The following is a 19,715-nucleotide window of genomic DNA, read 5'->3' as shown; positions in this document are numbered from 1 at the left end:
GCGGATGATGGGGGGAGGCCCCACATTTTTCGTCGGAAAATGTGGGGCGAGAATTTTCGGCGAAAATTCTCAGTCCTCCACCTCCGCATCCAGGAGTTCCATGTTCAGGCCGAGGCCGCGGACTTCTTTCACCAGAACGTTGAAGCTCTCGGGAATGCCCGCCTCGAAATTGTCCTCGCCCTTGACGATCGACTCGTAGACCTTGGTCCGGCCGGCCACGTCGTCCGACTTCACCGTCAGCATTTCCTGCAGGGTGTAAGCGGCGCCATAGGCTTCCAGAGCCCAGACCTCCATCTCCCCGAAACGCTGACCGCCGAACTGCGCCTTGCCGCCCAGCGGCTGCTGGGTCACCAGGCTGTAAGGGCCGGTCGAACGCGCGTGGATCTTGTCATCGACCAGGTGGTGCAGCTTGAGCAGATACTTGATGCCCACGGTGACGGGGCGCGCGAACTGTTCGCCGGTACGTCCGTCGAACAGAACCGACTGGCCCGAGGTATCGAAACCGGCGCGTGTCAGGGCATCGTTCACATCCGCCTCTTTCGCACCGTCGAAGACCGGTGTTGCGATCGGAACGCCACGGGTGACGTTGCCTGCGGCCTCGACCAGCGTGTCCTCGTCCATGCCCGAGATACCCTCGGCATAGACATCCTCGCCATAGGCGTGCTTCATCGCGTCCCGCACCGGTGTCAGGTCGCCCGAGCGGCGGTATTCCTGCAACGCCTCGTCCACATTCAGGCCCAGACCGCGCGCGGCCCAGCCCATATGGGTTTCGAGGATCTGACCGACGTTCATCCGCGACGGCACACCCAGCGGGTTGAGGCAGAAATCGACCGGGGTCCCGTCTGCGAGGAACGGCATGTCCTCCATCGGCACCACTTTCGAAATCACACCCTTGTTCCCGTGACGGCCGGCCATCTTGTCACCCGGCTGCAGCTTGCGCTTCACCGCGATGAAGACCTTGACCATCTTCATCACGCCCGGGGGCAGATCGTCGCCGCGACGCACCTTTTCGACCTTGTCTTCGAAACGGGCATCCAGGGCGCGCTTTTGCAGTTCGTACTGCTCGTTCAGCGCTTCGACGATCTGGGCATCCTGCTCACCTTCCAGCGCCAGCATCCACCACTGACCGCGGGTCAAGGTTTCCAGCAGCTCTTCGGTGATCTCGGAACCCGGCTTGATGCCCTTGGGGCCCTTGACCGCGGTCTTGCCCAAGATCAGCGACTTCAGACGCGCATAGATGTTGCGGTCGAGGATCGCCAGCTCGTCGTCCCGGTCACGGGCCAGACGCTCGACTTCCTCGCGCTCGATCTGCAGCGCGCGCTCGTCCTTGTCGACGCCGTGGCGGTTGAACACGCGAACCTCGACCACGGTGCCGTAATCGCCCGGCTTCACGCGCAGCGAGGTGTCGCGCACATCGCTGGCCTTCTCGCCGAAGATGGCGCGCAGCAGCTTTTCTTCCGGGGTCATCGGGCTTTCACCCTTGGGCGTGATCTTGCCCACCAGAATGTCGCCCGGCTGCACTTCGGCACCGATATAGACGATGCCCGCCTCGTCGAGATTGCGCAGCGCTTCCTCGCCGACGTTCGGGATGTCGCGGGTGATCTCTTCCGGCCCCAGCTTGGTGTCGCGGGCGGCAACTTCGAATTCCTCGATATGGATCGAGGTAAAGACGTCGTCACGCGCGATGCGTTCCGAGATCAGGATCGAGTCCTCGTAGTTATAGCCATTCCACGGCATGAACGCGACGACAACGTTCTTGCCCAGAGCCAGTTCGCCCATATCGGTCGAGGGACCGTCGGCGATGACCTCGCCCTTGGAAACCTGCTGACCCACTTTCACCAGCGGGCGCTGGTTGATGCAGGTGTTCTGGTTCGACCGCTGGAACTTGCGCATGCGGTAGATGTCGACGCCCGCATCGCCCAGTTCCAGATCCTCGGTGGCGCGGATCACGATCCGCTGCGCGTCGATCTGGTCGATGATGCCCGCACGCTTGGCCTGGATGGCCGCGCCCGAGTCGATGGCGACCTTTTCCTCGATCCCGGTGCCGACCAGCGGCGCCTCAGCCCGCAGAAGCGGAACCGCCTGACGCTGCATGTTCGAGCCCATCAGAGCGCGGTTGGCGTCGTCGTTTTCGAGGAACGGGATGAGCGAGGCGGCGACCGAAACCAGCTGTTTCGGCGACACGTCGATCAGGTCGACGCTTTCCATCGGGGCCAGCGTATAGTCGCCGGCCTGACGGGTGTTGACCAGCTCGTTCACGAACTTGCCATTCTCGTCCAGGGTGGCGTTGGCCTGCGCCACGGTGTGGCGCATTTCCTCGGTCGCGGACATATAGTGCACCTCATCGGTGACCTGCCCGCCCTTGACGACGCGGTAGGGGGTCTCGATGAAGCCGTATTTGTTCACGCGGGCAAAGGTGGCCAGCGAGTTGATCAGACCGATGTTCGGACCTTCGGGCGTTTCAATGGGGCACATCCGGCCATAGTGGGTCGGGTGAACGTCGCGCACCTCGAAACCGGCACGCTCACGGGTCAGACCGCCCGGCCCAAGCGCCGAAAGACGACGCTTGTGCGTCACCTCGGACAGCGGGTTGGTCTGGTCCATGAACTGCGACAGCTGCGAAGAGCCGAAGAACTCGCGCACGGCGGCAGCGGCAGGTTTCGCATTGATCAGGTCCTGCGGCATCACGGTGTCGATCTCGACCGAGGACATGCGCTCCTTGATGGCGCGCTCCATCCGCAGCAAGCCGACGCGATACTGGTTTTCCATCAGTTCGCCGACCGAACGCACCCGGCGGTTGCCAAGGTGGTCGATATCGTCAATGTCACCCTTGCCGTCGCGCAGTTCGACCAGCGCCTTGATGCAGGCGATGATGTCTTCGCGGCGCAGGGTGCGCTGCGTGTCTGCGGCATCCAGATCGAGGCGCATGTTCATCTTGACCCGGCCCACGGCAGAGAGATCATAGCGCTCGCTGTCAAAGAACAGGGTGTCAAACAGGGCCGAGGCGGCCTCGACGGTGGGCGGCTCGCCCGGACGCATGACGCGGTAAATGTCCATGAGCGCGGTTTCCCGGTTCATGTTCTTGTCCTGCGCCATGGTGTTGCGGATGTAGGGACCGACGTTGATGTTGTCGATATCCAGCACCGGGATGTCGGTGACGCCGTTGTCGATCAGCTCCTTGACGGTGCCGCCGATCAGATCGCCATCCTTGTCATATTCCAGCGTCAGCTCGTCACCGGCCTCGACATAGATCGCGCCGGTTTCCTCGTTGATGATGTCCTTGGCCGCGAACTTGCCGACGATATGCTCGAACGGGACCAAAAGGTCGGTCACGCTGCCTTCTTCGATCAGCTTCTTCACCGCGCGCGGGGTGACCTTCTTGCCGGCTTCGGCGATCACCTCGCCCGAGGCGGCGTCGATCAAGTCATAGGTCGGACGGGTGCCGCGCACACGCTCGGGGAAGAACGGAGTGACCCAACCGCGCTTTTTCTCCAGACGATAGGAGACTGTCTTGAAATAGGCATCCATGATGCCTTCCTGATCCAGGCCCAGCGCATAGAGCAGGGTCGTCACCGGCAGCTTGCGGCGACGGTCGATACGGGCAAAGACGATGTCCTTGGCGTCGAATTCGAAATCCAGCCACGAGCCGCGATACGGGATGATGCGGCAGGCAAAGAGCAGCTTGCCCGAGGAGTGGGTCTTGCCCTTGTCATGGTCGAAGAAAACGCCGGGCGAACGGTGCATCTGGGACACGATCACGCGCTCGGTGCCGTTCACGATGAAGGTGCCGTTGGGCGTCATCAGGGGCATGTCGCCCATGAACACGTCCTGCTCCTTGATGTCCTTGACGGATTTGGCGCCGGTATCCTCGTCGACATCGAACACGATCAGGCGCAGTGTGACCTTCAGCGGGGCGCTGTAGGTCATGTCGCGCTGCATGCACTCCTCGACATCGTATTTCGGCTTTTCCAGCTCGTATTTCACGAATTCCAGCACGCTGGTTTCGTTGAAATCCTTGATCGGAAAGACCGACTGGAACACGCCCATGATGCCTTCGCCATCCAGAGGCTGAGGCGCATCGCCGGAGTTCAGGAACAGGTCGTAGGAGGATTTCTGGACCTCGATGAGGTTCGGCATTTCCAGCACTTCGCGGATTTTGCCGTAATATTTGCGAAGACGTTTCTGGCCAAGGAACGTTTGAGCCATGTCAGATGTCACCTTTCAGTTTCTCACCGGTCAAGGGCACCGCCGGGCCCCAGCGCCTTGACCATTCGAGACGGAGCGTTTCGGATCAATTCATGGCCACCGTCCCGAGTGGCGGCCTCCCGATCCGTGAACCGCGCCTTAGAAAACACCCCCCGCAGGGGTCCTTTCTAAGACAGGTTCGGCTGGACCCGGATTTCCCGGGTCCAGCCTCGTAGTTTCGGAGCGCAACCGGAATTTTGCAAAAATTCCGGCCCGTTTTCCGTGTCGGAAAACGGCTCCTGACCGATCGGCCTTAGGCCAGCTCGACCTCGGCGCCAGCTGCTTCCAGCTTTGCCTTGATCTCTTCGGCTTCTGCCTTGGCAATGCCTTCTTTGATCTTGCCGCCGGCTTCGACCAGATCCTTGGCTTCTTTCAGGCCCAGACCGGTGATGCCGCGAACTTCTTTGATCACGTTGATTTTCGAAGCGCCGGCGTTCTTCAGGACGACGTCGAATTCGGTCTTTTCTTCTTCGGCCGCTGCGCCGGCGTCGCCGCCTGCTGCTGCAACCATCACGGCGCCGCCAGCTGCGGGCTCGATGCCGTATTCATCCTTCAGGATGGTTTTCAGTTCCTGTGCTTCCAGCAGGGTCAGACCCACGATGCTTTCTGCGAGTGCTTTCAGATCAGCCATTTTATCAGCTCTTTCCGTTTACAGTGTGTGTTCCAACGTCAGGGCACATGCCCCACGCAGATCATTCAGTGCCAACCGCTTACGCAGCTTCCGCCTTCTCGATGATGGTGGAAAGGATGCCAGCGATATTGCTTGCAGGTGCGCCAATCGCGCCAGCGATGTTCGAAGCAGGTGCGCCGATGCAGGACACGATCTGAGCAATGAGCTCTTCACGCGACGGCATTTTCGACACGGCTTCGACGCCGGCACGGTCCAGAGCGTTCTCGCCCATTGCACCGCCGAGGATCTCAAATTTCTTGTTATCCTTGGCGAAGCCCTCGGCCACCTTGGCTGCTGCCACGGGGTCCTCGGAATAGGTCAGAACGGTCATACCCGTCAGCAGGTCGGCCATGCTTGCACACGGCTTACCCTCAAGGGCGATCTTGGCGAGCCTGTTCTTGGCAACACGCACAGACCCACCCGCTTCGCGTGCACGCGCGCGCAGGTCCTGCATCTCGGCAACTGTCAGACCGGCGTAGTGAGCAACCACCACGACGCCAGAGCTTTCGAAGATCTGGCCGAGTTCCTCGACCACTTTCTCTTTCTGGGCTCTATCCACAGTTCTCTCCAAATTTGGGATGGTGAACATCCCGGCTCATATTTGCCGGGCTCTCACCCGGCGTTCATGTCCGTTTTACGGGGTGGAGCCAAATAATCGCCCGAGGGTCGAGCCCCCGATCTCTTTGGTCTGTACCCGTCTCAGGCAGGAGATTAAGGCCACGGATGCGGCCACCCACCGTCTTGGACGAAACAAAATAAAGCGCACGACGAATCGCACGCTTTACTTCGCCCCCTCTCTTAGGCCAGAGCGATGGGGTTTCCAAGGGGTAAAACGACCGGTCGCGGGCTCATCCGGCGGGGAACCGCGCACCAAAGATTCGCGCCGCGGCCCCATCCACATCGATCGGCAGTTCCAGGCAAGCCCCCTCGGCCCGCAGCCGGTCGAGCCGCACCGGGTCGACCCCGTGCAGGTCACCATGCAAAGCGCGCAGGCGTGTCTCGGCATCGGGCTCGTCCAGCAGCACGCGGATCCGTTCGGTCAGCGGCACCGTGAACCCGCTCGACACAAGGCGCCAGTCAAGCTTGGACCGCCAGACTTCGTAGTCGAGCCCGATATGATGCAACAGCGCCACCGCTCCGCCGCGCACCGGCACGAAAGTTTCGGCCAATTCGCCGCCGCCCTGACGTTGCGCCCAGTGCTGGCGCAGGAACACGTTCTTTAACCCGCAACGAATGAAAGATTTGCCTTGTGGATGTCCAATCAGCCCTTTGCGGCGCGGCCCGAACAGGGCAGCACTGTCACCATAGACACGGCGTGCGGCGTCGCGCTCCATCGGCAGGCGATAGACCTGGCCCGTCAGCCCATCAGGACCTGCCACGATCTCGGCCGTTTCGACTCGGATCGCCTCGACTTGGGTCGACTGCTCCGAAAGAAAGGCAGCTATCCCGCCGTTCGACGCCCACATGAACTCGTCGGCATCGACATTCAGCAACCATCCTTCGGTCTGCCGCCTGTAAGCCCAGGTCAGCGCCGCATTCTGTCGCTTGGTAAACCGGGTTTCCGGCGTCAGCCCCAGATCGGCCCAGAACTCGGGCGTACACGCGACGCAGTCGATGCGCGGATGCGTGCTCAGAACCGGTATCGCAGGGTCATGCGGATTATCGAACAGCAAGGTAAGCCCCTCGGCCCCGGCTTCGAGATACCAAGCAGCGAAGCGGAGTGTATCGGGCAAAGGTTCGTTGAGAATGGCACCAACATGCCAGGGCGCCGTCATCCCGCGTTCCGATCGTTCATCACTGCCTGCCTCATTGATATGCTGCTCTTTTCCGCCGCGTAGCCTATACCGCCCACCCGCGGCAAGTCAAAGCGGGCCTGGCGCGCGTTGACCCCGGCAGAGGCCATTGTTAGCATCCCGCCATGCGACGGGCAGCCCCGCCCAAGACAGTGCAACTCAAAGGGCGGAGGCCGATGACCGAAGCAAACGGTTTCTCACTTCTGACCTTTGTCCTGCAACCGGCGCATTGCACTATCCTGCGCGACTGGATGGGGTTTTTCGATCAACCGCCGGATCGCCTTGTTGTACATGTCGGCCAGGACCCGGCCATCGCCAAGGATATGACCGACCTTGCAGACGCGTTTGGCGCCGAATTGGTGATTGCGGGACAAACCGATCCCGCCCAGACGACCGAGAACGAGACCAACCTCTTGTGGCAACAATTCGATCTGATCGGCGACGATCTGGTCTGTATCGTGCGGCTCGATACCCTACCCTATCGCGAGTCCAATCTGCCCTGGCAGGCCGAGTCAATGGAAGCAATGACCCGCCACGGAGCCCTTTTCCTGACAGGCTCGACCCTGCCGTTTCGTGCGGATACGCCCCTGCCCGGCACAGACCTGATGCGCACGCAGCGGTTCAGCAACTGTTTCGCGATCCTGCCCGCACAAGTGTGGCGCGAGGCGCAGCGGGCTCAGCAAAGCGATGCCGATGCCTTTGGCCGGTTTGGCTCCGAAGCGGCGGTGGAACTCTACTGCTCGGAAACCGGGGCCTTTGGTCTGCGCCTGATCAATCGTCCCGAATTGCGTGTGTTTCATTGCCAGGAATGGGGACCGCGCATGGCTGAGGTGCGCGCGTCCTTTCAGGCAGGCCGGGGCATCGCCCCCTTTCTGAAGGGGTATCAGGATGATTTCATGGGCGCCCGGGCTCGGTTCTACATGGAGAAACGCCCACCCCTGCATCGGCGCGCGCGCATTCTGCTGGGGCGGTGGAAACGCAGTTTGCTGGGGCGGGCGGGCTGAACCGGAAAAAGAAAACCCGGCACTGCGAGAAACAGGCCGGGTTCCCTTGTCTGTATCTGGCGAACAAAGCCGCCAGTCTGACCGCTTAGTTGCCCGAGGCGCTCGCCACGTCAACCGACACACCCGGACCCATGGTCGAGCTGATCGCGATCTTTTTCAGGTAGGTGCCCTTGGCACCGGCCGGTTTGGCCTTGGCCACAGCATCCACAAACGCGCGAACGTTCTCGACCAGTTTGGCCTCGTCGAACGACACCTTGCCGACGCCTGCATGGATGACACCGGCCTTTTCGACCTTGAACTGGACTTCACCGCCCTTGGCGTTCTGCACGGCCTGGGCGACGTCCATGGTCACGGTGCCGACTTTGGGGTTCGGCATCAGGTTGCGCGGGCCCAGGATTTTACCCAGACGACCGACAACCGGCATCATGTCGGGGGTCGCGATGCAGCGATCGAACTCGATCTTGCCGGACTGGATGGTTTCCATCAGGTCCTCGGCGCCAACGATGTCCGCGCCTGCGGCCTGGGCTTCTTCAGCCTTGGGGCCACGAGCAAAGACAGCGACGCGCACGGTTTTGCCGGTGCCGTTGGGCAGGCCGACAACGCCGCGAACCATCTGGTCGGCGTGACGCGGGTCAACACCCAGGTTCATTGCGATCTCGACGGTCTCGTCGAACTTGGCCGAGGCGGCCGACTTGACCAGCGCAACGGCTTCTTCGACCGACAGCTCTTCCTTGCCAGCAAAGGCTTCGCGGGCAGCGCGGGTGCGTTTTCCAAGCTTTGCCATCTTATTTCACCTCGATGCCCATGGACCGGGCAGAGCCCAGGATGATCTGCATTGCGCCTTCGATATCGTTGGCGTTCAGATCCTTCATCTTTGCCTCGGCGATTTCGCGGACCTGGGCAACGGTGACGGTGCCGGCGGTCGCGCGCGAGGGGGTCTTGGAACCCGACTGGATCTTGGCGGCCTTCTTCAGGAAATAGGACGCGGGCGGCGTCTTGATGTCCATGGTAAAGGACTTGTCCTGATAATAGGAAATCACGGTCGGGCAGGGTGCGCCCACTTCCATGTCTGCGGTCTTGGCGTTGAACGCCTTGCAGAATTCCATGATGTTGATGCCGCGCTGACCCAGCGCCGGACCAACTGGCGGCGACGGGTTAGCCTTGCCTGCGGGCACCTGAAGCTTCAGCGTGCCGATCAGTTTCTTGGCCATTGGCCTTCTCCTTTTCAACTCCGCCGGAACGCGATCCGGCAGATGCTATTGATGTGGTCCGACCTCCGGGGCGCGCCCCCTCCGTCTCCCACGGGATTCGCCGCCCAAGGGCGGCATCGGGTGCCGATAGACCGGAACGCCCGACAATGCAAGTGCCGCGCGGTAAAGGTCCAAGGCGCCGATGGTTTTAAGGGCAGCGCAGTCTTGCTGCGATCAGCCCTGTTTCGCGACCTGGGTAAAGTCGAGCTCGACCGGGGTTTCGCGACCGAAGATCGACACCGACACGCGCAGTTTCTGGCTGTCGTCATCGACGCCCTCGACCATGCCATCAAAGCCTTCGAACGGGCCGTCGTTGACCTTGACGCGCTCACCGATCTCGAACGAGATCAGGGTGCGCGGCGCCTCTTCACCTTCCTGCACGCGGTTGAGGATCTGGTTGACCTCGGCATCGCGCATCGGCATCGGGCGACCCTGCGGGCCCAAGAAACCGGTGACCCGGTTGATCGTGTTGATCAGGTGATAGCCCTGGTCGGACATCTCCATGTGCACCAGCACATAACCGGGCATGAACCGACGTTCGGTCGAGACCTTCTTGCCGCGGCGCACCTCGATGACCTCTTCGGTCGGCACCAGCACCTCGTCGATCTGATCTTCGAGCCCGTGTTCGGCGACCGAGGCGCGGATCGTCTCGGCGACCTTCTTTTCGAAGTTCGAAAGCACGCTGACCGAATACCACCGTTTCGCCATGACCCTGTCGTCCTCGTCTTCTGGCCGGTCCGCGGGCGCGTCCCGGAGCATTTCTGAATTGCGGCCACCCATCGAGCGGCCCGCCGGAACAAAAAGCGGCGCGCAGCTCGAATCGCCGCACGCCCGTCCCGAAGGTACTGCGTGACCTAGCCCCTGATCCGGCGATGTGCAAGGCCGGATTGCGCCGCGGCGCGGGCCCTGGTCAGTTGAACATGCCCAGCAACAGTTGCAGTCCGCCCCGGATCGACAGGTCGACCAGCGCGAAGAAAACAGCCGTCAACGCCGCCATGATGAACACCATCACCGTGGTCAGCAGCACCTCGCGGCGGGTCGGCCAGACGACCTTGGACACTTCGGCGCGGACCTGCTGGATGAACTGGATCGGGTTGATGGTGGCCATATGCCTGACTTCTCTCTGCTTGCGGACTATCGGCACATAGCCGGAGCAGGCCGCGAATTCAAGGCCGGTTCGGCACCGTCTGGGGCGGGGTCAGATAGTCGGCGTCGCTCACCTTCTCCAGCCAGTTGGCGACCTGACCGTCTTCGGCCTCCTGAATGGCCAGATGCACCATGCCGGTTTCCGGGCCGGCGCCGTGCCAGTGCTCCTCGCCGGGCGGGATCCAGACCGTGTCGCCCGCGCGGATCACGCGCGGGGCTGCGTCGCGTAGTCCGACCAGGCCGCTGCCGGACAACACATACAACGTCTGGCCCAGCGGATGAGTATGCCATGCAGTACGCGCACCCGGTTCGAACCCGACCCGCAGCGCCCGCACCCGCGCGGGCACCGGCGCCTCGACCACCGGATCCTGCCAGACCGTGCCGGTGAACCAATCCGAATTCGCCTTGCGCGTCGGACGGCTGCCATTCTCGTAGATTTCCATCTTGTCCCTCCCCTTCGGTTCCCACTCTGGCGCAGGGCGCGGCGGGGTCAAGGCTTGGGCTTGTCGTCCCAGTCCCCCGACAGGATCCGGCGCGCATCGCCTTCGGGATCGTCATACTGGTCCGACCGCACGGTGTAGACAAAGGCCAACAGGCCCACCGCGCCAAGGATCAGCGATATCGGGATCAGGATCGCCAGGACTTCCATCAACTCACCTCAGGCGCAGGGCGTTCAGGGACACGGTAATCGACGAGGTCGACATCGCCAAGGCCGCGATCAGTGGCGAGCAGAGCCCCGCCACCGCAAGCGGCACGGCAATCACGTTATAGACAGTGGCGATGCGGAAGTTTTCGCGGATACGTTTGGTGGCGCGGATGGCGGTATCGCAGGCCCCGGCAATCGGGGACAAGTCGTTGCCCAGCAGCACGATATCAGAGGCGACGCGCGCGGCGTCCAGCGCCGAGGCGGGCGAGATCGACACATGGGCGGCGGCCAGAGCGGCGGTATCGTTCAATCCGTCGCCCACCATCAGCACCCGCTTGCCCGCGTCGGCCAATGCCTGCACCCGGTCAGCCTTGTCCTGCGGCAGGGCCTCGGCCATCCAGTTCTCGATCCCCAGACGCCGGGCCAGTGCCTCGACCGCGCCGGTGGTATCGCCCGAAATGAGCAGAACCTCCTTGCCCGCGGCTTTTAGGCCCGAGACGGTTTCCTCGGCCCCCGGGCGCAGCGCGTCGGAGAACAGAAACGCCACCGGCGCCCGGTCGCCGACCGCCAGCCAGGCCGAGGTCTGCGCGGCCTGCACGGCCCCGACCCAGGCGGCGCGGCCCAGCCGCACCCGTTGTCCCTGCCAGACACCTTTGGCGCCGAACCCCGGCACCTCGGTCACATCGTCGATCCGGGCCGGATGCAGCCCGGCGGCCCGCGCGGCGCGGGTGATCGCAACGGAAAGCGGATGCGAGGACGCCTCTGCCAGCGCCAGTGCGACCTCCATGTCGGCGCGGCGGTGATCGCCCAGATTGGTCAGTTCGGGTGTGCCCGCCGTCAGCGTGCCGGTCTTGTCGAACACGACCGTGTCCACCTCGGCCAGACGTTCCAGCGCGGTGGCATGCTTGATCAGCATTCCCCGCTTGAAAAGACGCCCCGAGGCGGCCGTCGTCACCGCCGGCACCGCGAGGCCCAACGCACAGGGACAGGTGATGATCAGCACGGCGGCGGCGATGTTGAGCGCGGTGCGCACATCCCAGCTGTAGAGATACCAGCCGACAAAACTGAGCGCCGAGAGGATATGCACCCCCGGCGCATAGAGTTTCGCGGCGCTGTCGGCCAGCGAGGTATAACGCGAGCGCCCGCTTTCGGCGATGGCCACCAGATCGGCCATGCGGTGCAGCGAGGTATCCTGCCCCACCGCGCTGGCGCGGATCACCAGCGGACCGGTCAGGTTGACCTCGCCCGCGCTGACCACAAGCCCCGGTTCGGCAAAGATCGGCAGCGTTTCGCCGGTGAGCAGCGAGCGGTCCAGTTCCGAACGCCCCTCGACAATCTCGCCATCGACGGGCATCCGCCCGCCGGGGCGCACCAGGATCAGGTCGCCCACCGCCAGTTGCGCAACGGCGACCTCGGTTTCGACCCCGTCATGCAGCCGGATCGCGCGCGGCACCTCCAGCGCGGCCAGTTCCTCGGCCGCAGACCGGGCCACGGCGCGGGTACGGTAATCCAGATAGCGACCTGCAAGCAGGAAAAAGGTCAGCGTCAACGCCGCATCGAAATAGGCATGCTCGCCGCTCAGCGAGGTTTCCCAAAGCGAGGTGACCAGCGCCAGAACGATGGCCAACACGATGGGGACATCCATGTTGAGCCGCCTGGCCTTGAGTGCCCCCCAGGCGCTAACAAAAAAGGGCTGGCCGGAAAAGGCGATGGCAGGCATCGCAATGGCGGCGGAAATCCAGTGGAACATGTCCCGCGTCGCGTCCGAGGCACCGGACCAGACCGAGACCGACAGCAGCATCACGTTCATCGAGGCAAAGCCCGCCACCGCCAGCCGCATCAGCAAGTCGCGCCCCGCCCGGTCGGTGCGGGTCGCGTTGAGTGTTCCGGGGTCAAGCTCGTGCGCCTCGTATCCGACACGCTCCAGCACCGGGATCAGATCGGCGGCGCGCAGCTCGGGCCCGGCCTTGATCAGGGCCCGTTTCAGCGTCAGGTTCACCCGCGCGTCCTCGACCCCCGGATGGGCCTGCAAGGCGCGCTCGACCGTCGAGATACAGGCCGAACAGTGGATGCCCGGCAAAGACAGCGCGATCTGCACATCCTCGGGCACCGGGCGGGCGGGCTGGGCCGGGACCGCAACACAGGCCGGACAGGCCGCGGGCGAGGGGCGAAGTTGCGCCGTCATCGGGTCAACCCTTCACATGCAAAACGACGCGTTGGATAAATTCGGTGCCGTCCTCGGCACGCGCCACCATGCGGATGTTCCAATTGCCATCACCCAGTTCCGCCTTGGCCACATAGGCCGTGCCGTCAAAGGCGAAATCGGGCGCGAAATCCTCTTGCACATGGGTGGCGCGACCCAACACCGCCTTCAACTCGGAAACCTCGACCGGTTTGCCCGCCTGGTCGGTGATCGACAGGACCACCAGACCACCGGTCGCATCGGCGCGCACATGCCAGCCCAGCGCCTCTTGCGCGTCGCGGCGGGTATCGAATTCCTGGCTGGCGACATAGGAGTTCTTAACCTCCAACCCCGGAAAGGTCTTGATCGCGCTATAAGCCAGCAGGATATTCACCCCGATAATGATACCGAATGCGCCGACAAAGACCATGGCGGCATGTTTGCCGGTAAAGGTGCGCTCAGCCATCTTCAGTTCCCCCGTCCGTTGAATGTCGTGTCCTTATAGGCGCGCTCACCGTTGCTCTGATCCTCGACCCAGATACGGACATCGGTACTGGCCGCTAGAGATGGGGCCGCGTCCTTGGGTGTCACGATATAGACCCGCTGCAAAAAGGCGGTATCGGCAGGAACGGCGACCTTGTTATCGGGCAGGCCCTCGAGTTCGATCCGCATCGCCGGATCGCCGACCACGGACAGTTGGAACGGGCGTTCCTCACCATGCTTGTTGCGCAAGCGCACGTCATAGGTGTTGCGGATCGACCCGTCCGAAAGGGTAACAAAGGTCGGGTTGCGAACCGGGGCCACCGTCAGGTCGATGTCGGACCGGATGAACAGCGCAAACAGCAACGCGAAACCGACCAGCGACCAGAGGCTGGTATACATGATGGTGCGCGGGCGCAGGATATGCTTCCAGATGTTCTTGGGCGGGTGACCGGCACGCTCGGCCTCTTCGTCCTTGAGCGCCATATAGTCGATCAGCCCGCGCGGCTTGCCGATCTTCTCCATCATGTCGTCACAGGCGTCGATACACAGCGCGCAGGTGATGCATTCCAGTTGCTGGCCGTCGCGGATATCGATCCCGACCGGGCAGACGTTGACGCAGGCCATGCAGTCGATGCAATCGCCCAGTTCCGAATCCTCCGTGCGCTTGCCCTTGCCGCGCGGCTCGCCCCGCCATTCGCGGTAGCCTACAACCAACGTATCCTCGTCCATCATCGCGGCCTGAATACGCGGCCAGGGGCAGGCGTAGATACAGATCTGTTCGCGCGCGAAACCACCGAAAAAGAAGGTAGTAAAGGTCAGCACCGCCATCGTCGTATATGCAATGGGGTGGGCATTGCCGGTCACCAGATCCCGCAGCAGCGTCGGCGCATCGGCGAAGTAGAACACCCACGCCCCACCGGTGGCGAGACCGATCAACAGCCAGGTGGTCCATTTGGTGATCCTCAGCCGCGCCTTGCGGAAATCGAGCTTTTTCTGGCGGTGCAGGCGCAGCCGGGCGTTGCGGTCGCCCTCGATCCAGCGTTCGACCAGGATGAAGAGGTCGGTCCACACTGTCTGCGGACAGGCATAACCGCACCAGACCCGGCCCAATGCCGAAGTGAACAGGAACAGGCCAAGCCCCGCCATGATCAGCAGACCCGCGACAAAATAGAATTCGTGCGGCCAGATTTCGATCCAGAAGAAGTAAAAGCGCCGGTTAGCCATATCCAGCAACACAGCTTGGTCGGGCAAGCTGGGACCGCGATCCCAGCGAATCCAGGGCGTCAGGTAGTAAATCCCCAGCGTTACCGCCATGATGAACCATTTGAGATTGCGGAACGTGCCCGATACGCGCCGCGGGAAAATGGGCTCTCGGGCGGCGTAAAGGCTGGGTTCTGGGGTCGACTCGCTCACGGACTCACTCCGGTTTTGGCTATTCTACAGCGCGACTTCTTCCAGATGCGCGCGCGGCAGACTTTGACATGGGTCAAAAAGCGTATCTGTGGCGCAGCTTTTGATGCTGCAATTGCATCGGGCGTTACGTCGCACACGGCCAAAACGTCCGAAAACATTGTACAAATGGCGCATCCATTCGCTGATCATCACGAAATAGTGATTGCATCCCAAGCCATTAACTGTTCCGCGCCCCTGTCACAAAAAAGATCCGCCGACCGGATTGGTCGGCGGATGCTTTGTGATTATGACTAAAGGCGCCGGCTGTTCAGGAAACGCGCGAACAGATCGAACAGCCGACGCCACCCTCCGGGCCGCGATCGCAGCCCGGAGGTATCCTTATGCTACTCGCCACCGCCCAGCTGGTGGACATAGACCGAAACCGCGCGGATCTGCGCTTCGGTCAAGCGACTGTCCCAAGGGGGCATCACGCCAAAGCGGGCGTTGTTCACCGACTCTGCGATCGCAGCGTAATCGCCACCATAGAGCCAGATGGCATCCGCCAGGTTAGGGGCGCCCTGCGCGCGGTCGCCGGTGGCGTCCTCGGCATGGCAGGAAGAGCAGTTGTCCTCGAAGACCACTGCACCGGCCGCCACCTGAGAGGCATCCTGCGGCTCACCCGACAGTGACATCACGAAATTGACCACCTGGTCGATTTCGGCGGCCTCCAGCAGCTCGTCACGGCCAAAGGCGGGCATCTCGGAATAGCGCGCATCGTCGTTTTCCGAGTTCCGGATACCGACAGTGACGGTTTCGTGGATCTCCTCGACCGAACCACCCCACAGCCAATCGTCATCCAGCAGGTTGGGGTAACCGACCGCACCGGCGGCACCCGAGCCGTGACACTGGGCGCACCAGGTCTTGAACACGGCAGACCCCGCCGACACGGCATAGGAGTTCAGATCCGCATCCGATGCGATCGCGGTCAGTTCGACTGACTCCAGCTTGGCATTGATCGGAGCGTTTGCCTCTTCCACTGCGGCGATATCGTTCGCGACATTGGCCCGCGTCGACCAGCCCATCACCCCGGCGGTGGCCGAGTTGATCATGGGCCAGGCCGGATAGGCAATGGTATAGCCGATGCCCCAGATGATGCAGAGATAGAAGGTCCACAGCCACCAGCGGGGAAGCGGGTTGTTGTATTCCTCGATCCCGTCCCAGCTGTGGCCGGTGGTTTCGACCTCTTGTTTCTGAACAGGTTTCTTGCTCATTGCCGCGCCTCCTTGAATGTGGCGGGTTTGTCGTTGCCCCGCAGGGGCGCTGCCGTATCGCCCTGACGGGGCGCAGGTGCGTCCGCATGCCGGAACGGGATGTTGGCGGTGTCGTCATAGGTTCTGGTCGATCCCGGGCGGAACACCCAGACCACCACACCGATGAAGAACGCGAACAGTGCAAGCAGCATCCAGCTGTCCGCGAACTGCCGGAGAAGGGTATATTCTTCCATATCCCCCTCCTCAGCGGCTCGCGTCCGGCGTGAAGGTCGAGAAGTCGACCAACGTGCCCAACATTTGCAGATAAGCGATCAGTGCATCGGCCTCGGAGACACCCGGCTGACCGTCGAAGTTACGCACATTGACCTTGTCACCATACCGCTCCAGCAGCCCGTCATAGTCGCTGTCGGGATCGGCCTGGGCGGCAAAGTCTGCCTGGGCGGCTTCGATCATCTCGTCCGTGTACGGCACGCCGACGATCGCATTGGCGGCCATGAGATCACCGATATACTTGCCGTCGATCATGGTGCGTTCCAGGTAGCCATATTTGGGCATCACCGATTCCGGCACCACCGACTGCGGGTCACGCATGTGATCCACGTGCCAATCGTCCGAGTAGCGACCGCCCACGCGGGCGAGGTCGGGCCCGGTCCGCTTGGAGCCCCACTGGAACGGGTGGTCGTACATCGACTCCGCCGCCAGCGAGTAATGGCCATAGCGTTCGACCTCGTCGCGCATCGGGCGGATCATCTGGCTGTGGCACACATAGCAGCCTTCGCGAATGTAGACTTCGCGCCCTGCCATCTCGAGAGGGGTGTAGGGCCGCATGCCCTCCACCTTCTCGATGGTGTTTTCCAGCCAGAACAGCGGTGCGATCTGCACGATGCCGCCGATGGTCACGACCAGGAAGCTGAAGATCAGCAGGAGGGTCGCGTTGGTCTCGAGGATTTTATGTTTGTCGAGAATTGCCATTGCTCCGGCCCTCCTTATTCAGCCGGGACCGCGACGGACAGGCTGGCCTCTTTGGCCGGTGCCTTCCGAACGGTCATCCACAGGTTGTAGCACATGATGATGGCACCGGTGAGGTACAGGACCCCGCCCAGACCACGCACCACATACATCGGGAACTTGGCAGCCACGGTGTCGGCGAACGAGTTCACGAGGAAGCCGTTTGCATCCACTTCGCGCCACATCAGGCCTTCCATGATCCCGGTCACCCACATCGAGGCGGCGTAGAGCACGATACCGATAGTGGCGAGCCAGAAGTGGTAGTTCACCAGTTTCAGCGAGTAGAGACGATCCCGCTTCCACAGCACCGGCACCAGGAAGTAGAGCGCGCCAAAGGTGATCATACCGTTCCAACCCAGCGCACCAGAGTGCACGTGACCAATGGTCCAGTCGGTGTAGTGCGACAGCGAGTTCACTGCGCGGATCGACATCATCGGGCCTTCGAAGGTGGACATGCCGTAGAAACCGACCGAAATCACCATCATACGGATGATTGGGTCGGTGCGCAGCTTGTCCCAGGCGCCCGAGAGCGTCATCAGACCGTTGATCATGCCCCCCCAGGACGGCATCCACAGCACGACCGAGAACACCATGCCAAGCGTCGAGGCCCAGTCAGGCAGCGCGGTATAATGCAGGTGGTGCGGACCGGCCCAGATATAGATGAAGATCAGCGCCCAGAAGTGGATGATCGACAGCTTGTAGCTGAACACCGGACGTTCGGCCTGTTTCGGGATGAAATAGTACATCATGCCCAGGAAGCCGGCGGTCAGGAAGAAGCCCACGGCGTTGTGACCATACCACCATTGCACCATGGCGTCCTGCACGCCCGGCCACACGATGACCGACTTCGAACCCCAGATGCTGACGGGGATGGTCAGGTTGTTGACCACATGCAGCATGGCGACGGTGACGATAAAGCTCAGATAGAACCAGTTGGCCACATAGATATGGGGTTCCTTGCGCTTGATGATCGTGCCCAGGAACACAGCCAGATAAGCGACCCAAACCACGGTCAGCCACAGGTCAACGTACCATTCAGGCTCGGCATATTCCTTCGACTGGGTGCCGCCCAGCAGATAGCCGGTTGCCGCCAGAACGATGAACAGCTGGTAACCCCAGAACACGAACCACGCCAGATTGCCACCCCATAGCCGTGCTGCGCTGGTGCGCTGGACCACGTAAAACGAGGTTGCGATCAATGCGTTACCACCAAATGCGAAAATCACTGCCGAGGTGTGCAGCGGGCGCAGACGGCCAAAATTTGCATAACCCTGGGCCCATTCGAAATTCAGCCCCGGAAAGGCAAGTTGAAATGCGATGAACGTCCCGGCCAGAAAGCCGACGACGCCCCAGAATGCGGTTGCGATGACACCGTAACGGACGACATCGTCCATGTATTCGCCCGAAAGGTCGAGCAGTCCGCCGGCCTCGTCGGTCTTGCGCAGCGTCCAGATGAACAGCCCACCGGAGACAAGCAGCACGATGACTGCATGCACCATGTAAGCCACGTCGCGCGCATAGTTGATCCCCATCGCCGCGAACAGCGCGATGAGACCAAGCGCGATGAGCTTGATATAGTTCGACATATTGCGTCCCTTTGCCTTGTCCCGCGCGATTCTCACGCCACGCCAGACGGATTAGACTGGTCGCTTAATTGAAGAGTTGAGCGAAATGCCGCTTTGATCTGCATCAAGACGCGACCCCGAAATGTGTGACACGCATATCTCAATTGAAACGCCCGGGCCGATCCGGGCAAAAATGCAGTCACGAGGTTCAAATGGCCTATAAATCCCTGTTGACCGTTCTGACCGATCCCAAGCTCGCCCCGGCTGCCTTGGCGCAATTGGTCGCCCTGGCCGAAGCTCAGGACGCCCATGCCGAGGCGCTATGCCTTGGCGTCGACCGGAGTCAGACCGGCTATTACTATGCCGGCGCCAACGCGCTGATCCTGCAAGAAACGCTGAACCGGGCCAATGCCGAGGCCGAAGAGGTTCTGAAACTGGCTCAGGATACACTGGGCAAGTCCGGCGTGCGCTGGTCTGCCGAAAGCGGCGTTGCCCAGATTGCCGATCTGGGTCGCCATGTGGCTCATCGCGCCCGGTTCTCGGATCTGGTGGTGCTGTCGCGCCCTTATGGCGAAGATCGCGGTAGTGAGGCAGAGCCGATCGTCGAGGCCGCCATGTTCGAAGGGCACGCCCCGGTTCTGGTCGTGCCCGACAACGCGCCAACGCTGAAACAGCCGCGCACCGTCCTGCTCGGGTGGAATGAAAGCGTCGAGGCGATGCGCGCGATCCGGCTGGCGATGCCCTTCCTGCGGGCCGCCGATCTGGTACGGATCGTGGTAATCGACCCCCCGCGCCACGGCCCCGACCGCTCGGACCCGGGCGGCCTGCTCAGCCAGATGCTGGCCCGCCATGGCGTCAAGGTGGAAATCGACGTACTCAGCAAAACGATGACACGGGTGTCGGACATCCTCAACCGCCACGCCACCGACACCAGCGCCGACATGCTGGTAATGGGCGCCTATGGTCATTCGCGGTTCCGCGAGGCCATTCTGGGCGGCGCCACCCGCAACATGCTGGAACAGGCCTCCGTTCCCGTTTTCATGGCGCATTGAACCGGCGC

General features: G+C 62.2%; 19 protein-coding genes. 2 read left to right on the top strand and 17 right to left on the bottom strand.

Translation table 11 applies throughout. The features are described 5' to 3' along the window. Positions 1–69 precede the first annotated feature (69 nt). The 4 genes from rpoB to AC2FL1_RS16625 form a co-directional block, all read right to left on the bottom strand. On the bottom strand, positions 70–4,206 hold the full coding sequence (rpoB, locus tag AC2FL1_RS16640) for a DNA-directed RNA polymerase subunit beta (protein WP_496877691.1): 4,137 nt from the start codon (positions 4,204–4,206) through the stop codon (positions 70–72). 292 nt (positions 4,207–4,498) lie between these two features. Continuing rightward, the gene (gene rplL / locus AC2FL1_RS16635; protein ID WP_234144484.1) at positions 4,499–4,876 is read right to left on the bottom strand and encodes a 50S ribosomal protein L7/L12; all 378 of its coding nucleotides are present in this window, start codon (positions 4,874–4,876) and stop codon (positions 4,499–4,501) included. Between the two features lie 79 nt (positions 4,877–4,955). Next, positions 4,956–5,474, bottom strand: coding sequence for a 50S ribosomal protein L10 (gene rplJ / locus AC2FL1_RS16630; RefSeq protein WP_011049190.1), 519 nt, complete (start codon positions 5,472–5,474; stop codon positions 4,956–4,958). A gap of 289 nt (positions 5,475–5,763) precedes the next feature. Then, complete coding sequence (locus AC2FL1_RS16625) at positions 5,764–6,690, bottom strand: glycosyltransferase family protein (RefSeq protein ID WP_496877690.1); 927 nt, start codon at positions 6,688–6,690, stop codon at positions 5,764–5,766. A gap of 194 nt (positions 6,691–6,884) precedes the next feature. On the opposite strand from AC2FL1_RS16625, the gene AC2FL1_RS16620 reads away from it, so the two are divergent. Then, on the top strand, positions 6,885–7,712 hold the full coding sequence (locus tag AC2FL1_RS16620; protein WP_496825054.1) for a hypothetical protein: 828 nt from the start codon (positions 6,885–6,887) through the stop codon (positions 7,710–7,712). Between the two features lie 85 nt (positions 7,713–7,797). Here AC2FL1_RS16620 and rplA read toward each other — a convergent pair whose 3' ends face one another. The 13 genes from rplA to ccoN form a co-directional block, all read right to left on the bottom strand. Continuing rightward, positions 7,798–8,496: a 50S ribosomal protein L1 gene (gene rplA, locus AC2FL1_RS16615; RefSeq protein WP_234138796.1), complete on the bottom strand. Its 699-nt coding sequence runs from the start codon at positions 8,494–8,496 to the stop codon at positions 7,798–7,800. Position 8,497: 1 nt separating this feature from the next. Further along, entirely contained in the window at positions 8,498–8,923 is a 426-nt protein-coding gene (rplK, locus tag AC2FL1_RS16610) for a 50S ribosomal protein L11 (RefSeq protein ID WP_496825055.1), read from the bottom strand. A 213-nt stretch (positions 8,924–9,136) separates the two neighbouring features. Continuing rightward, entirely contained in the window at positions 9,137–9,670 is a 534-nt protein-coding gene (nusG, locus tag AC2FL1_RS16605) for a transcription termination/antitermination protein NusG (protein WP_234221236.1), read from the bottom strand. Positions 9,671–9,872: 202 nt separating this feature from the next. Further along, on the bottom strand, positions 9,873–10,070 hold the full coding sequence (gene secE, locus AC2FL1_RS16600; protein ID WP_234138793.1) for a preprotein translocase subunit SecE: 198 nt from the start codon (positions 10,068–10,070) through the stop codon (positions 9,873–9,875). A 58-nt stretch (positions 10,071–10,128) separates the two neighbouring features. Further along, positions 10,129–10,551: a (R)-mandelonitrile lyase gene (locus AC2FL1_RS16595; protein WP_496825056.1), complete on the bottom strand. Its 423-nt coding sequence runs from the start codon at positions 10,549–10,551 to the stop codon at positions 10,129–10,131. A 47-nt stretch (positions 10,552–10,598) separates the two neighbouring features. Then, entirely contained in the window at positions 10,599–10,757 is a 159-nt protein-coding gene (gene ccoS, locus AC2FL1_RS16590) for a cbb3-type cytochrome oxidase assembly protein CcoS (RefSeq protein WP_011049199.1), read from the bottom strand. Between the two features lie 4 nt (positions 10,758–10,761). Then, positions 10,762–12,939 carry a heavy metal translocating P-type ATPase gene (locus AC2FL1_RS16585; RefSeq protein ID WP_496877689.1) on the bottom strand — a complete coding sequence of 726 codons (2,178 nt, stop codon included), beginning with the start codon at positions 12,937–12,939 and terminating at the stop codon, positions 10,762–10,764. A gap of 4 nt (positions 12,940–12,943) precedes the next feature. After that, the gene (locus AC2FL1_RS16580; RefSeq protein WP_234138789.1) at positions 12,944–13,402 is read right to left on the bottom strand and encodes a FixH family protein; all 459 of its coding nucleotides are present in this window, start codon (positions 13,400–13,402) and stop codon (positions 12,944–12,946) included. 2 nt (positions 13,403–13,404) lie between these two features. Continuing rightward, positions 13,405–14,733: a cytochrome c oxidase accessory protein CcoG gene (ccoG, locus tag AC2FL1_RS16575; protein ID WP_496825267.1), complete on the bottom strand. Its 1,329-nt coding sequence runs from the start codon at positions 14,731–14,733 to the stop codon at positions 13,405–13,407. 482 nt (positions 14,734–15,215) lie between these two features. Further along, positions 15,216–16,082 carry a cytochrome-c oxidase, cbb3-type subunit III gene (ccoP, locus tag AC2FL1_RS16570; RefSeq protein WP_496877688.1) on the bottom strand — a complete coding sequence of 289 codons (867 nt, stop codon included), beginning with the start codon at positions 16,080–16,082 and terminating at the stop codon, positions 15,216–15,218. Then, positions 16,079–16,315: a cbb3-type cytochrome c oxidase subunit 3 gene (locus AC2FL1_RS16565; protein ID WP_496825058.1), complete on the bottom strand. Its 237-nt coding sequence runs from the start codon at positions 16,313–16,315 to the stop codon at positions 16,079–16,081. The genes ccoP and AC2FL1_RS16565 overlap by 4 nt, the downstream gene beginning before the upstream one ends. Before the next feature lie 10 nt (positions 16,316–16,325). Further along, positions 16,326–17,054, bottom strand: a complete 729-nt coding sequence (gene ccoO, locus AC2FL1_RS16560; RefSeq protein ID WP_011049205.1) for a cytochrome-c oxidase, cbb3-type subunit II — start codon at positions 17,052–17,054, stop codon at positions 16,326–16,328. A gap of 14 nt (positions 17,055–17,068) precedes the next feature. Further along, positions 17,069–18,676 (bottom strand): cytochrome-c oxidase, cbb3-type subunit I, encoded by a 1,608-nt coding sequence (ccoN, locus tag AC2FL1_RS16555; protein WP_234167642.1) that lies wholly within the window; start codon positions 18,674–18,676, stop codon positions 17,069–17,071. A gap of 191 nt (positions 18,677–18,867) precedes the next feature. Between ccoN and AC2FL1_RS16550 the strand changes: the two genes are divergently transcribed. Continuing rightward, on the top strand, positions 18,868–19,707 hold the full coding sequence (locus AC2FL1_RS16550; protein ID WP_496877687.1) for a universal stress protein: 840 nt from the start codon (positions 18,868–18,870) through the stop codon (positions 19,705–19,707). The last annotated feature ends 8 nt before the right edge of the window (positions 19,708–19,715 follow it).

The organism is Ruegeria sp. YKSF070, assembly GCF_059612725.1.
This window is presented reverse-complemented; position numbering and strand designations above follow the sequence as displayed.

Bases quoted from the DNA above. Each gene is read 5' to 3' on its own strand.
- nusG (WP_234221236.1), bottom strand. From the start codon at position 9,670: ATGGCGAAACGGTGGTATTCGGTCAGCGTGCTTTCGAACTTCGAAAAG.
- ccoP (WP_496877688.1), bottom strand. From the start codon at position 16,082: ATGAGCAAGAAACCTGTTCAGAAACAAGAGGTCGAAACCACCGGCCAC.
- rplA (WP_234138796.1), bottom strand. From the start codon at position 8,496: ATGGCAAAGCTTGGAAAACGCACCCGCGCTGCCCGCGAAGCCTTTGCT.
- ccoG (WP_496825267.1), bottom strand. From the start codon at position 14,733: ATGGCGGTAACGCTGGGGATTTACTACCTGACGCCCTGGATTCGCTGG.
- rplL (WP_234144484.1), bottom strand. From the start codon at position 4,876: ATGGCTGATCTGAAAGCACTCGCAGAAAGCATCGTGGGTCTGACCCTG.
- ccoN (WP_234167642.1), bottom strand. From the start codon at position 18,676: ATGTCGAACTATATCAAGCTCATCGCGCTTGGTCTCATCGCGCTGTTC.
- secE (WP_234138793.1), bottom strand. From the start codon at position 10,070: ATGGCCACCATCAACCCGATCCAGTTCATCCAGCAGGTCCGCGCCGAA.
- rplK (WP_496825055.1), bottom strand. From the start codon at position 8,923: ATGGCCAAGAAACTGATCGGCACGCTGAAGCTTCAGGTGCCCGCAGGC.
- rpoB (WP_496877691.1), bottom strand. From the start codon at position 4,206: ATGGCTCAAACGTTCCTTGGCCAGAAACGTCTTCGCAAATATTACGGC.
- AC2FL1_RS16625 (WP_496877690.1), bottom strand. From the start codon at position 6,690: ATGACGGCGCCCTGGCATGTTGGTGCCATTCTCAACGAACCTTTGCCC.
- ccoS (WP_011049199.1), bottom strand. From the start codon at position 10,757: ATGGAAGTCCTGGCGATCCTGATCCCGATATCGCTGATCCTTGGCGCG.
- AC2FL1_RS16595 (WP_496825056.1), bottom strand. From the start codon at position 10,551: ATGGAAATCTACGAGAATGGCAGCCGTCCGACGCGCAAGGCGAATTCG.
- AC2FL1_RS16550 (WP_496877687.1), top strand. From the start codon at position 18,868: ATGGCCTATAAATCCCTGTTGACCGTTCTGACCGATCCCAAGCTCGCC.
- AC2FL1_RS16580 (WP_234138789.1), bottom strand. From the start codon at position 13,402: ATGGCTGAGCGCACCTTTACCGGCAAACATGCCGCCATGGTCTTTGTC.
- AC2FL1_RS16620 (WP_496825054.1), top strand. From the start codon at position 6,885: ATGACCGAAGCAAACGGTTTCTCACTTCTGACCTTTGTCCTGCAACCG.
- AC2FL1_RS16585 (WP_496877689.1), bottom strand. From the start codon at position 12,939: ATGACGGCGCAACTTCGCCCCTCGCCCGCGGCCTGTCCGGCCTGTGTT.
- ccoO (WP_011049205.1), bottom strand. From the start codon at position 17,054: ATGGCAATTCTCGACAAACATAAAATCCTCGAGACCAACGCGACCCTC.
- AC2FL1_RS16565 (WP_496825058.1), bottom strand. From the start codon at position 16,315: ATGGAAGAATATACCCTTCTCCGGCAGTTCGCGGACAGCTGGATGCTG.